The following is an 11,689-nucleotide window of genomic DNA, read 5'->3' as shown; positions in this document are numbered from 1 at the left end:
GAGAATAGATGGTATCTACTCTCCCGGGTTTTTATCCCTCCGTGTAGCTGATGCTGCATCAGCCGCTTCCTCTTGGACCTGACCCAGTCGAATTGTTAGGTTATGTTACGTATAACCCAACAAGATTGAATGGCGGAACCCTAGAAAGCTATTTTTTATGTAGTTGTTAGTTTGAATTGTAGCTCACGGAGGTTTTAAGTGTCAATAAACATTACATATAATTTGTAAAATAGCCAAATTTCCCAATATATATAACATATATATAACATATAATTCATGCGAAGTGACAACAGCAGACAACTCCTCTACAATATAGACAAAATACAGCCTATAAGGAGGCACGGCGTTCATGTTTGTTCATATGTCGATCCATCATCCGAAGCCGGGCAAGAGTGAGGACTTGATCGCTTCGATGCACCGTTTCGGAAGCGCGCTCGAAGGAGCGGCCGGATTAAGAGAAGTACATACCTTGAAGGACAGCCGCACCGGAAAACTGATCGGTCTGGCGATTTGGGAATCCGAAGAGGCGTTCCGGGCCGGCGTGAGCGCTGCCCGTTCTGCAGTTGAGAACGATCCGTTTGAGGATTGGGAGGACGCATCGGAAGGGTTTTGGCTCAGCAAGGTATAGCTTGGGGAATAGAAATGGCGGCGCCGGACTCGAGGCACCGCCATTTCTGCATGTCGGATTAATCCTGCGGACGCGTACCCGGCTCTAAACCTGTCGAAGCAGCGGTTTTGAGCGGATTCACGGTGAGATCACCATGCACCCGAATTTGGCAGGAGAGGCGGACATTCGGTTCTGTGATCCCTTTTGCCTGACGAACGGCCGCTTCGGCTTCGCCCATTTCCCCGGCATCCCCGGCTAATACCTCCACGCTGCAGGTGGTGCACTTCGCATTGCCGCCGCAGCGGTGCAGAATATCAATCCCATTGTCTTCGAGCACGAGGACAAGCTTTTTGCCTTCCTCTGCTTCGAATGTACCTCTTCCTTGAACTTGAACAGTTGGCATCGTAATCCCTCCTTCCTTCATCGTTGCCATATTGCCGCCTGTTATACGGAGGAGTGAGCGCATAAGCGTTTGCTTATTTTTGCAGAACGTATAACATAGTTACACGCGGACAGCTATACTAGTCGTATTGGATTCCAAGCAGTCTACCCCGTAAGGAGATGTCGTTATGCCTTTAGAAATTGAACGCAAGTTTTTGTTGACCGAATTCCCGGAGAGGCTTATTGGCACCGGCGAGTTGCTGAGGGTGTCGGAGCATCGGATCGAGCAGACTTATCTGGCACTTGATGGCCCGCAGGAGCTGAGAGTCCGCAGAATTGTTGATCTCGCTACGGATGAGGTGAGCTACACGCATACCTTCAAATCCGGCCATGGTTTGGCGCGTGAAGAGGTCGAATACAGCATCTCGCAAGGGATTTACGAACAGGTTATCCAAGCCTTCGGGGCTGTTCCCCTGACGAAGAACCGCATCACCGCACATTGGGGCGATAGAGTGGTGGAGATTGATATCTATGATCAAATCCGGCTGATGGTGCTCGAGGTAGAGTTTGATTCCGAAGAGGCAGCCGTGGCGTTTGAACCTCCGGCGTGGTTCGGCAAGGATATCAGCACAGAGAAGCAGTACAGCAATAAGAAGGTTTGGCGCGAGCTGCAAGAACGCAGCAACTAATAACGAAGTCGTGAAAAAAGGTGGTTGTGAACATGCAGCGCCAACTTGGCGAGAAGCAGCACGTAATTGAAGAAGCGGAACGGTTCGCACGAGCTGAGCTGGAGCATGATGCCACCGGCCATGATTGGTGGCATGTGCACCGCGTCGTGCAGATGGCAGAGCGGCTCGCCCTTCGGGAAGGTGCGGATGCGGAGATCTGCATCATTGCCGCGCTGCTGCACGATGTGGCAGACGAGAAGCTCAACGAGTCTAAGGAAAGCGGACTGCGTAAGGTGAGCAGCTGGCTGGAGAGCCAAACGCTGACAGAGGCGGAGCAGGCGCACATTATGGAGATTATCGCCACGATGTCGTTTAATGGCGGTGCCAACCCGCCGATGCGGACGCTGGAGGGCCAAGTGGTGCAGGATGCGGATCGGCTTGATGCGATCGGGGCCATTGCGATTGCACGATGTTTTCTCTATGCGGGCTGGAAGGGAGATCCCATCTATGACCCTCAGTTGCTGCCGCGCGATGAGATGAGTCCCGGCGAGTACCGCAAGGGGAAAAGCACGGCGATCAATCATTTCCACGAGAAGCTGCTGAAGCTGAAGGACCGCATTAACACCGCGTCGGCCAAAGAAATTGCCGAGGAACGGCACCGTTACATGGTGGAATATGTAGAACGGTTCATGCAGGAGTGGAATGGCAATTAGTGTGCCACTGTAAAGCGTGTTACTACAAAGAAAGCCGGGCATTCTCCATGTTGGAGAATGCTCGGCTTTTTCGATTATTCCGCTGTTGCTGCTGCTAATGCTGTAACGGAGCTTAGCTCGCCTGTCGTTAACACAACCGGACAATGGTCGCTGCCCATGATGTGGCAGTCGATTTGGGCATCGGTCAGTACCGGCGCAAGTCTGGAGGAAACTAGGAAGTAGTCAATCCGCCACCCCACGTTCCGTTCTCTGACCTTCGGCATATAGGACCACCACGAATATACGTCTGTAAGGTCCGGATAGAAATAGCGGAAGGAGTCGGTAAAGCCGGATGCGAGCAGGTCGGTCATTTTGCCGCGTTCCTCGAGCGTGAAGCCGGAATTGCCCATATTGGGCTTTGGATGCTTCAAGTCGATCTCTTCATGGGCGACATTCAGATCCCCGCATGCGATGACCGGTTTCTTCGCATCAAGCTCCAGCAAGTAGCTGCGGAATCGATCTTCCCACTCCATTCTGTAATCGAGCCGCGCCAGATCGCGTTTGGCATTCGGCGTATACACGGTGACGAGGTAGAAATCGTCAAATTCCAGCGTAATAAGGCGGCCCTCGGGCTCATAATCCTCTTCCATGCCATAGCGCACGGATAGCGGTTTGATTTTCGTGAAAACAGCCGTACCGGAGTAGCCCTTCTTCTCCGCATAGTTCCAGTAGCTCTCGTAGTCGTCACCAAGCTCAAGCTCGATTTGGCCCGCCTGAAGCTTCGTCTCCTGCAAACAGAAGATATCCGCATTCATCTCCGTAAAATAATCCATAAACCCTTTGTTCACGCAGGCGCGCAGCCCGTTTACATTCCATGAGACCAGTTTCATCGGTTCGTTCTTCTCCTTGCTGCTTATCGAATGAATTACTACCAGTGTAGCATAGATGGCCGAGCTCATGGTGGCTGGGTACCGCTTTGCACTATAATGGGAATAACTAAGATGAATAGGACAATAGAAGGAGCATGATTGCAGATGGCCTCCACCCGGCAAAATAATAAATTCGTCAACGCTATAGAGACTAAAATGGACATGAGCTTCAAGGCGATCGTCAGCATGCTTCGGGATCAATTCAAAGGCAGTCCGAACCGCCAGCCGGCGCAGGCGATTCCTTATAAGAAGCTGGCTCTGCCTGCCCGGCCACAGGCAGAAGGCGTTCAGGTGACGTGGTTTGGTCATTCCGCGTTTCTGCTCGAAATCGAAGGAAAACGGCTGCTGTTTGATCCGATGTTTGCGGATTCGCCTTCTCCGGTAGCGCTGTTCGGAGGCAAGCGCTATAGTGGCGGACTTCCGCTGAAGGCGGAGGATTTTCCGGCGGTCGATGCGGTCATTCAGTCGCATGATCATTATGATCATTTGCATGAGGGCACGATTCGGAAGCTGAAGGACAAGGTAGGCCGTTTTATTGTCCCGCTCGGAGTGGGGAAACGGCTTCGCAAGTGGGGCGTAAATCCTGCGAAGATCTCGGAGCATGATTGGGGCGATGAGCTGCAGCTGGCAGGGCTTATGCTTGCTTGTATGCCGGCGCGGCATTTTTCGGGCAGAGGGCTGCTCGATCGGAACAGTACGCTATGGTGCTCGTGGGTAATAGCGGGGAAGAGCAATCGGGTGTTTTATAGCGGGGACAGCGGCTATGGGCCGCATTTTAAAGAGATCGGCACGAAGTACGGACCCTTCGATCTGACGCTTATGGAGTGCGGCCAGTATGACGAGCGCTGGTCGGCGATACATATGATGCCGGAGGAAACGGTGAAGGCGCACACTGATGTACGGGGGAAGCTGTTGATTCCCGTTCATTGGGGTGCTTTTACGCTGGCTTATCATGATTGGACAGATCCGGTTGAACGTGCCGTGAAGGCGGCTCATGCACAGGGCGTTGAAGTGGCAACACCGCAGATCGGAGAAACCGTTACCGTAGGCAGTGCGCATTATCCAACTGCTGCTTGGTGGCGGGGATAGTGTCCTTGGAGGGGGAGAGCGTGATGAAAGGGAAGTTTCTCGTCATCAATTGTGACGATTTTGGCCAAAGCGCGCCGATGAATGCGGCCATTATGCATTTGCTGGAGGAGCGGCGAGTGTCGTCGGCGACGATCATGGCACCGGCGCCCGGCTTCGAGGAAGCGGCGGCTTGGTGCAAGAAACGCGGGCAGTCCAATATCGGACTGCACCTGACGCTGACCAGTGAATTCGATGCGCTTCGCTGGGGCAGTTTGACGGGTCATCCATCGCTGCATGATGCGAGCGGGCATATGTACCAGACCGTGGAGGCGTTCGAGCGGGGTGCCAATACTGCAGCGGTCGTGCAGGAGATGGATGCTCAGTATGAGCGGGTGCGCCAAGCGGGCATTACCATTACGCATGCAGACAACCACATGGGCAGTCTGTACGGCATTGCGACCGGCCGCAGCCACATTCCGCAAGTCTTGATGAAATGCGCGAAGTGGAAAGTGCCGTTCCGACTGTTCCGCCATGTTCATCCCGAGGACATGATGGCAGCCGTTCCCGGCGTGGAACGTGCTGTAGGCAAGGCCTCGGCGCTTGCGGGTACGCTCGGCGTTGCGATACCGGACTATCTGCTGTCGCATCCTTTCGAGGTTGAAGAAGGGGAAACGTACGAATCCTTCAAGCAATCCATCATCGCCAAAATGTACCGCCTGCCCGAAGGAATCAGCGAGACCTACATCCATCCCGCTATCGAGGATGCCGCCATGCTGGCAGCGATCCCCCACTGGGAGAAGCGGGTTTGGGAGTACCGCCTCATGCTCGACGACGATTTGCACGCCGCATTGAAGGACGCCGGCGTCACGCTGACGGACTACAGCTTTATCCAGCAGCATGGCCGCGCATCGCGCCTCCGCTCTGTCTGGGCGCTCGGCACGGAGCTGCTGCGCAAGTAGCCGCTCGGCGCGATGGTGGGCTCGCTAGGCGCGGATCGCTCGGTTTTGGCGCCTGGGGAAGAGCGGCTCGTGGGGCAACACAATGGTGGAAACTGAGTGGAAACGGTGGAGGAGTGGCTCGTAGGGCAACACATTGGCGGAAACTGAGTGCAAAAGGCGGAAGAGTGGCTCGTAGGGCAACACAATGGTGGATAACGAGCAGAAATGGTGAAAGAGTAACCTGCCAGGAGAGCCTTTCGGAGCAATATCGGTAAAATGCTGCCGAAGTGGTAGGTATATGGTTAGTTTGAAAGCTGAGAGTTCGAATATCGTACTCTCGGCTTCTTTTTTGATTGGTTTTGGTGATGAGAGTTCGATTTTGTGACTCTCAGCAGTTGAAGCGGTAGATGTATGGTTAGCTTTTAGCACGTGTAGCGTATCAGGAAATCTACATCGGAGCGAATTCATCGGCTGCCTCAGAGCATAGCTCCGACTAACCCTTATAAGCACAATAATGGCCGGGTTCCACTATGGAACGCGGCCTTTTCATAAGCTGCTGCTTTATTATAGGCGGAATCGCTTCACCATCGTGTTGAGCTGATACGCGAGCGAGCCGAGGGATTGGGAGGAGCTTGCCGTCTGCTGTGCTGCTGCGGCGGCTTCTTCGCTGATGGAAGCGATGGATTCGATCTGCTTCATGACTTCCTGGGATTGTGAAGCTTGGCTGACGCTCGAAGCCGCGATTTCTTTGGTCTGCTCCGTTACCTCGCCGACCCGAAGCACGATGCTGCCGAGCGCATCGCCGGCTTGCCGGTAGAGCGTCTCGGTCGCCGACATCGCCTTCACGCTCTCATGCGTACTATGCTGCATGCCCTTAATGATATCGGCGATTTGCTTCGTAGCTTCGCCGCTGCGTTCCGCCAGCTTGCGCACCTCGTCCGCCACGACCGCGAAGCCGCGTCCTTGGTCGCCGGCCCGCGCTGCTTCGATTGCGGCATTCAGCGCCAGCAGATTGGTTTGCTCGGCAATGTCGTCAATTACGCCAATGATGTTGCCGATCTGATTCGAATCCTTTTCCAGTTCATTCATGCGCTGCGACAATAGATTCATGCTGCGGAGCGATTCTTGCACGGTGTCGCCGCAAGCGATAGCTTCTTTGTTGGTGTTGATGGTGAGATGAGTCGCTTCCTTGGCACGCTGCGACACCGTGCGCACGCCTTCCGACAGTTTCGTAACGACTTCGGAGGCGGTTTGGGCCGACTCCGCTTGATACATGTTGCCTCTAGCCACTTCATCGGTTGTTGCGGATATTTCGGAGGCGGCTACGGTTACGGCTTCGGCGGATGTCAGCACTTGGCTGATCAGCTCTCGAAGTCCGTTTGCCATGGAATCAATGGACTGCGTAATGGTGCCAAGCTCGTCCCTATAATGCTGGGAAGGACCGTCGTGATGAAGGTTGCCTTCCGAAACTTGCTTCACACGATGCAAAATATGATCGACAGACTTCGTGATTCGTCGAATGATGCCAAAACCGGTGATCCCGATGATGAACACTATTAAGGCGATGATGATATAGATAAACAAATGCATGCTCACATTGTCCTTCTGAACCAGTTCTGCCTGTGTAACGGCATAAGCATCGAGAAACTCGCCGAGCTCATTTAAGCTCTCGCGCGCGGTGTCGAAATCCGTGATATCGCTTGTACCGGCAGCGGTCTTATCGGACCATGCTTCAAAATGCGTAGTGAACCGATCGAGGTTCTGCTGAACGGTTAATTTGGATTGCTCATGGATTTCTGCCAAAAGTCCGTTCTCGGCTAGGATCGTACCGGCGCTGCCGACCCGTTCCGCGATTTGTTCGATATTTTCGCTCAAATCCTGCTGCTGCTGTTGCAGTTCATCACCGGCTAATTGGCCGTTCGCGATGGCTTGATAAGCTGCCAAGGCCTGGTACATGTCGCGGTCAGCATTTAGAATCAGCGAAGTGGTTTGCGCACTGACGTCGTACATCATTGTTTTCATCTGACTCAAATCGGCATTGTTTCTTTGAATCAAAGAAAGACAAACTACAACAAACAGCACTAACGGAATAGCAAGCAGGCCGCTCAATTTCTTCTTCAACGAAACGTTATTCAGCATCCGGACAACCCCTTTTATCTTGGTCCAAGCCAGCTTTGACAGCTTTAGAGCCCATTATAGAGACAAGGTGTTTAGGAAGTTTAATAGTAAATGTTTAAATTGTGTTTGATTTTGGGCAGGACGCTAATAAACGGTCGTATATTTGAGCCTCGCTACAGGGAAAATAGTACAACTATAAAGAAAGGGTCCCTTCTAAGCAGCAGCTGCCTGGAAGAGACCCTTTTAGCTATTCGGCATGAAGGACGGGCTGGGCGGCTTCCTTGACCCAACTATGGGCATGCGACCAGCTGTTCCAAACTTCATGAACCCATTGGTGAATCATCGCATCTCGAGATTCGCCGGCTTCCGCCTGAAGCACCTCTTGAATGGTAATGGCGGCGCTCGTTGGCGGTGGGGTGAGCTCGGGCCATGTGATTTTTTTGCGGCCTAATTCCATATGTGCTTGCTGCACCTGTTTGCCTGTAAACCCATGCTCCACAACCAGATAGAGGCCAATCAGCGAGAAGGCCGTCGTAATGGAACGAGTGATTCCGCCGGAATGCTGCGCGCCATAGGCGTCCAGTGCCAACTGATGAATGAATTCGGGCTGTCCGTGTGACGTTGTGTAATAAGATAATTGATTGAACAGCTCCATGCATTCACCGCTCGCATGAAAGCGAGAGGGCTCTGCAAAATACTGATTGGGCAGCATCAGCCCGCACCCGGGACATTTGACGATGGATTGTTTCATGGACATTTCGCCTCCTCTAATCGATAAACTGCGTCCGCTGCATAATCAAGCTTCGGCACAATGAATCCCATTGAACTGCATAATCGGCCATACGACGGACAACACAACCTACACACAACATGATGCGTCCAGAGAGGAGAGCACGGGATGAAGAAAAAGAAGGACTATTATACCCTTCACAGCGCCGTTTCCAAGGATGGGACGGTCATAGGCTACAGACAGTCGGGCCGCGGCCCCGGTCTTGTCATCATTCACGGCGCCTTCGTATCCGGGCATGAATATGAGAAGCTGGCGCAGGAGCTCTCCGACACGTTTACCGTCTATGTCGTCGATCGTCGGGGGCGCTTGTACAGCGGACCGCAAGGCATGCAGTACAGCATAGAGAAGGAATGCGAGGATGCCTTGGCCGTTCTTCAAGCAACGGGGGCTCCCTATGTGTTTGGCCACAGCTATGGCGGGTTGATCGCACTGGAGCTGGCGCGAACGACCCTGCCCGCAATTGTAAAGCTAGCTGTGTATGAACCGGCTATCTCGGTTGACGACGAGTTTCCTTCCGGCTGGATGCCCGACTATAAGCGCCAGATGGAGAAAGGCCAAGATCTGGATGCCTTTGTTACCTTTCTCAAAGGGGTCGGTACGTCGGAGCGGATGGTCAAGCTGCCACGCTGGCTTATCAAGCTGATGCTGCTCCCTTCCTTGCTGTTCCGGGAAGGGCGCAAGCTGCGGGAGAAATTGCCGACACTCATTAAAGAGATGGATGAGGTGTTCCGCCTCGACTCTACTGTCCGGAATTACAGCGCCATTCGAATAGAGACGCTCATTCTGGCCGGCGGCAATAGCCCCGCATTTCTGCTAAAAGGGGCCGGCGCTGCAGCGGCGGTCATCCCGAACGCCTCGTACTCCGTCATGGAGGGACTTGGTCATAATGCGCCGGACCTGTTCAACCAGAAGGAGATCGCGCAGCGGCTGAAGCGGTATTTTGCCGGAGAAAGGGCCGCCAATGAACAAAAGAACCTCGGGCAGCTCGCTGTGAAAGGCGCAGCGGGTGACAGAGGTTCTTCCGGATAGCCCGGTTGGACCCGGGCATTATGGCATATTCGAGTATGGCGCTGGCACAGCCGGACCACCGGTAAATAGAGGCGAGGCAGCATGACGTGCCAAGCTGCTAATCGTACAAACGAGAGGCAAGATGGATCGGTTCACTCTGCTCACTCCTTTAGGCAACCGTAGTCAGACTTACCTAAATTATAGCGGATTGAAGCTATGCGTCCATCGCTATTTTTGGCGAAAATTAGCGAAACTGCTTCTGGAGAAAAAGAATCCGTTCCCGGTTGTGATACTCCCCGATTTCATGGCCGCTAAAAGGGTAATCGAAGATCGCTTTCTCCGATGTAATGCGGTTGTAAACCGCATAGATCGTCTCCGGCAGACAGACGCCGTCCTTCCAACCGACAGACATCAGGACAGGAACCTTGATGCGTGATGCGAGATTGAGCATGTCATAGTGAGCTAGCGTACGCAGAACAGGCTCCAGCTGGTCCGGATAACGTTTGAGATGCTGCGCGACCTCCGATAAGGAACTGCTGGAATGGAGCACGCCGTGATCCATATTGCACATATTCGGAATGTCGGCAATAATGGCCGTTACTTTGGGATTCAGCGCCGCCGAGATTAAAGCGAGACCGCCGCCTTGGCTGCCGCCTACTGAAGCTAGTCTGTCCGGATCAACCTCGGGCTGAGCTGCAGCGGCATCGATGGCGCGAACGACATCAAGCGTCAGGGCATGGTAATACGAGCCTTCCGGCTCCAGCAGATTGCCGGATACCCAGCCTTTCACCGAGCCGGCTTGCTCCGGCATGTAATTGCCGGTTTCGCCGCCTTGGCCTCTCACGTCTACGGCGAATACGGCGTAGCCGAGAAGCAGCCAGCTCGCGTAGCGCTCCGGATACCCGCGATCGTCGGTATAGCCGGGGAAGGTTACGATACAAGGGAGCTTGGTACCCGCGCTTGCCGCGGCTTGCGGAACGATAAACCAGCCGTGAATCGGCGTGTCGTCGAAGCCTTTATAAGTGATTTTATCCACGGTTATGCCCGGGAAAGGGGAGTCCGCGCGCTCGCGGCGGAGCTCCAGCGGGATATCGTCATATTTTCGCAAAACCCTGTCCCAGAAGGCCTGAAGCTGATCAGGATCCATCGTCAGCTCCGCTGAGCAATTCATAAGCTCGCGCTTACGGCGAGAAATCGCGTCGTTCACGGTAGAATGCCTCCTCCAAGTCGGTATTGAGTAGTATTATTTGTGCATCGTCACGAGCACGGAAGCCGTCGCTGAAGCAGATCGACGAGCTGCAAGTGAAGCCCACAGAATAACGAGCAGCATCAATGCCGCCGTACCTGCGAATAACCAGCGAACCGCTTCCGGGCCGTGCTGGTCGAGGAACCAGCCGGTTCCTTTAGGCAGCAGCGCGCCGCCGATACCGCCGCAAGCCATGAGCAAACTGGTCGTCCGCTCGGTCATGCCCGGCGTTGCCCGGTTGGCAAATACAAGCGCAATCGCAAACATGCCCGACATCGTCAGACCGACGGCAAAAGCGAGCACGAATGCCGGCAATGCCCCGGTAAACAAGGTCATCAGAATGAATAGAACGGCCGTGATGATACAAGTACCGATCAAGTAGACCGAGCCGCCTACTTTATCGGCGATTTGCCCGGCAACCAAACGTCCGATGACCATTGCGCCCCAGAAGAGGCTAAGCGCCAGCGTAGCCGACGACTCCACCAAACCATTCGTTTGAACGAGCAAGGAAGGCAGGTAGTGGATGTAGCTCATTTCAAGCCCGACATAGACGATGAAGAAAACGGCGCACGCGGCCAGAATAACCAGCGAGCGTGAAGTGAGTTTCGGTGCGGCTCCCGCGTGTGCCTCATGCCCTCCTGAGTCGTTGGCGCCTCCCGCCGAAGCAGCGGGTTGATCCAGAACGGAGGGCCACCAGATCGACCACAGTAAGAAGGTAACGGCAGCCAGTGCACCGACGATTCCGAAGGACAGCTTCCAATAACCGGCCTCGATTAAGGCTGCGCCCGCGAACGGAATCAGCAAAGCCCCGACGCCAAAAAAGGTTTCCACGCGGCTCATCGCCGTGTTGGCTTTTGCCCCTGAAGCCCCGATAATAAAGGACCCCACGACCGCTTCGGTCATGCCAAGTCCGACCCCGGCAAAAGGCGCAATCGTGAGCATCACCCACCATGGCGGCAGCAGCGTGTATAGAAATTCAGCTACGGTCATGAAGCCGATGGCGGACAGCAGCACCGCTTTTTTGCCGATCTTTCCGATGAGCCATGGCGCGCACAGAATCCCCGCCATTCCCCCGAGAAATTGATGCATGACGAGCTGACCGCCATCCCCATATTGTACGCCATAGGCGTGAACCATCGGTTCCATTATTGCGCCGATGACCAATTGACCGAGCCCGACGACCAGATAAGCGAAACAACCGAGATAGACTAACCGAGACATTCCAGTGCTCCTCACGTGATAGA

Annotated in this window: 12 protein-coding genes and 1 riboswitch; of the genes, 6 read left to right on the top strand and 6 right to left on the bottom strand. The window is 54.2% G+C overall.

The genetic code is table 11. The annotated features are described in order from the left end of the window. Positions 1 to 18: 18 nt before the first annotated feature. A riboswitch (guanidine-I (ykkC/yxkD leader) is annotated at positions 19 to 155 on the bottom strand. 194 nt (positions 156 to 349) lie between these two features. Continuing rightward, positions 350 to 628 (top strand): antibiotic biosynthesis monooxygenase family protein, encoded by a 279-nt coding sequence (locus tag I8J30_RS25095; RefSeq protein WP_210662791.1) that lies wholly within the window; start codon positions 350 to 352, stop codon positions 626 to 628. Between the two features lie 58 nt (positions 629 to 686). Here the strand turns inward: I8J30_RS25095 and I8J30_RS25090 are convergent, their stop codons facing one another. Beyond that, positions 687 to 1,010, bottom strand: coding sequence for a 2Fe-2S iron-sulfur cluster-binding protein (locus I8J30_RS25090; RefSeq protein ID WP_210662789.1), 324 nt, complete (start codon positions 1,008 to 1,010; stop codon positions 687 to 689). A gap of 166 nt (positions 1,011 to 1,176) precedes the next feature. Here I8J30_RS25090 and I8J30_RS25085 point away from each other — a divergent pair, with 166 nt between their 5' ends. After that, entirely contained in the window at positions 1,177 to 1,677 is a 501-nt protein-coding gene (locus I8J30_RS25085; protein WP_210662787.1) for a CYTH domain-containing protein, read from the top strand. A 32-nt stretch (positions 1,678 to 1,709) separates the two neighbouring features. Further along, positions 1,710 to 2,369 carry an HD domain-containing protein gene (locus tag I8J30_RS25080; protein ID WP_210662785.1) on the top strand — a complete coding sequence of 220 codons (660 nt, stop codon included), beginning with the start codon at positions 1,710 to 1,712 and terminating at the stop codon, positions 2,367 to 2,369. A gap of 74 nt (positions 2,370 to 2,443) precedes the next feature. Here I8J30_RS25080 and I8J30_RS25075 read toward each other — a convergent pair whose 3' ends face one another. After that, entirely contained in the window at positions 2,444 to 3,238 is a 795-nt protein-coding gene (locus I8J30_RS25075; RefSeq protein ID WP_210662783.1) for an exodeoxyribonuclease III, read from the bottom strand. Positions 3,239 to 3,382: 144 nt separating this feature from the next. Here I8J30_RS25075 and I8J30_RS25070 point away from each other — a divergent pair, with 144 nt between their 5' ends. Next, positions 3,383 to 4,366, top strand: coding sequence for an MBL fold metallo-hydrolase (locus tag I8J30_RS25070; RefSeq protein ID WP_210662781.1), 984 nt, complete (start codon positions 3,383 to 3,385; stop codon positions 4,364 to 4,366). Between the two features lie 23 nt (positions 4,367 to 4,389). Beyond that, on the top strand, positions 4,390 to 5,304 hold the full coding sequence (locus I8J30_RS25065) for a polysaccharide deacetylase family protein (RefSeq protein WP_210662779.1): 915 nt from the start codon (positions 4,390 to 4,392) through the stop codon (positions 5,302 to 5,304). Between the two features lie 543 nt (positions 5,305 to 5,847). Here the strand turns inward: I8J30_RS25065 and I8J30_RS25060 are convergent. Together I8J30_RS25060 and I8J30_RS25055 are read right to left on the bottom strand one after the other, a co-directional pair. Further along, entirely contained in the window at positions 5,848 to 7,422 is a 1,575-nt protein-coding gene (locus tag I8J30_RS25060; protein WP_210662777.1) for a methyl-accepting chemotaxis protein, read from the bottom strand. Positions 7,423 to 7,648: 226 nt separating this feature from the next. After that, positions 7,649 to 8,152 carry a DUF5946 family protein gene (locus I8J30_RS25055; protein WP_210662775.1) on the bottom strand — a complete coding sequence of 168 codons (504 nt, stop codon included), beginning with the start codon at positions 8,150 to 8,152 and terminating at the stop codon, positions 7,649 to 7,651. Positions 8,153 to 8,299: 147 nt separating this feature from the next. On the opposite strand from I8J30_RS25055, the gene I8J30_RS25050 reads away from it, so the two are divergent. Further along, positions 8,300 to 9,220 (top strand): alpha/beta fold hydrolase, encoded by a 921-nt coding sequence (locus tag I8J30_RS25050; RefSeq protein WP_210662773.1) that lies wholly within the window; start codon positions 8,300 to 8,302, stop codon positions 9,218 to 9,220. Between the two features lie 223 nt (positions 9,221 to 9,443). Here the strand turns inward: I8J30_RS25050 and I8J30_RS25045 are convergent, their stop codons facing one another. Next, positions 9,444 to 10,406 carry an acetylxylan esterase gene (locus I8J30_RS25045; RefSeq protein ID WP_338044941.1) on the bottom strand — a complete coding sequence of 321 codons (963 nt, stop codon included), beginning with the start codon at positions 10,404 to 10,406 and terminating at the stop codon, positions 9,444 to 9,446. A 36-nt stretch (positions 10,407 to 10,442) separates the two neighbouring features. Continuing rightward, positions 10,443 to 11,666, bottom strand: coding sequence for an MFS transporter (locus I8J30_RS25040; RefSeq protein ID WP_240548369.1), 1,224 nt, complete (start codon positions 11,664 to 11,666; stop codon positions 10,443 to 10,445). Between the last annotated feature and the right edge of the window lie 23 nt (positions 11,667 to 11,689).

This window comes from Paenibacillus lignilyticus, assembly GCF_017942085.1.
GTDB lineage: Bacteria > Bacillota > Bacilli > Paenibacillales > Paenibacillaceae > Paenibacillus_Z > Paenibacillus_Z lignilyticus.
The sequence above is the reverse complement of the archived record's forward strand: the minus strand, read 5'-3'. Positions and strand labels throughout refer to the sequence as shown.

What these genes read in the sequence shown, in the direction of transcription:
- I8J30_RS25095 (WP_210662791.1), top strand. Translation starts at nt 350, where the DNA reads ATGTTTGTTCATATGTCGATCCATCATCCGAAGCCGGGCAAGAGTGAG.
- I8J30_RS25090 (WP_210662789.1), bottom strand. Translation starts at nt 1,010, where the DNA reads ATGCCAACTGTTCAAGTTCAAGGAAGAGGTACATTCGAAGCAGAGGAA.
- I8J30_RS25085 (WP_210662787.1), top strand. Translation starts at nt 1,177, where the DNA reads ATGCCTTTAGAAATTGAACGCAAGTTTTTGTTGACCGAATTCCCGGAG.
- I8J30_RS25080 (WP_210662785.1), top strand. Translation starts at nt 1,710, where the DNA reads ATGCAGCGCCAACTTGGCGAGAAGCAGCACGTAATTGAAGAAGCGGAA.
- I8J30_RS25075 (WP_210662783.1), bottom strand. Translation starts at nt 3,238, where the DNA reads ATGAAACTGGTCTCATGGAATGTAAACGGGCTGCGCGCCTGCGTGAAC.
- I8J30_RS25070 (WP_210662781.1), top strand. Translation starts at nt 3,383, where the DNA reads ATGGCCTCCACCCGGCAAAATAATAAATTCGTCAACGCTATAGAGACT.
- I8J30_RS25065 (WP_210662779.1), top strand. Translation starts at nt 4,390, where the DNA reads ATGAAAGGGAAGTTTCTCGTCATCAATTGTGACGATTTTGGCCAAAGC.
- I8J30_RS25060 (WP_210662777.1), bottom strand. Translation starts at nt 7,422, where the DNA reads ATGCTGAATAACGTTTCGTTGAAGAAGAAATTGAGCGGCCTGCTTGCT.
- I8J30_RS25055 (WP_210662775.1), bottom strand. Translation starts at nt 8,152, where the DNA reads ATGAAACAATCCATCGTCAAATGTCCCGGGTGCGGGCTGATGCTGCCC.
- I8J30_RS25050 (WP_210662773.1), top strand. Translation starts at nt 8,300, where the DNA reads ATGAAGAAAAAGAAGGACTATTATACCCTTCACAGCGCCGTTTCCAAG.
- I8J30_RS25040 (WP_240548369.1), bottom strand. Translation starts at nt 11,666, where the DNA reads ATGTCTCGGTTAGTCTATCTCGGTTGTTTCGCTTATCTGGTCGTCGGG.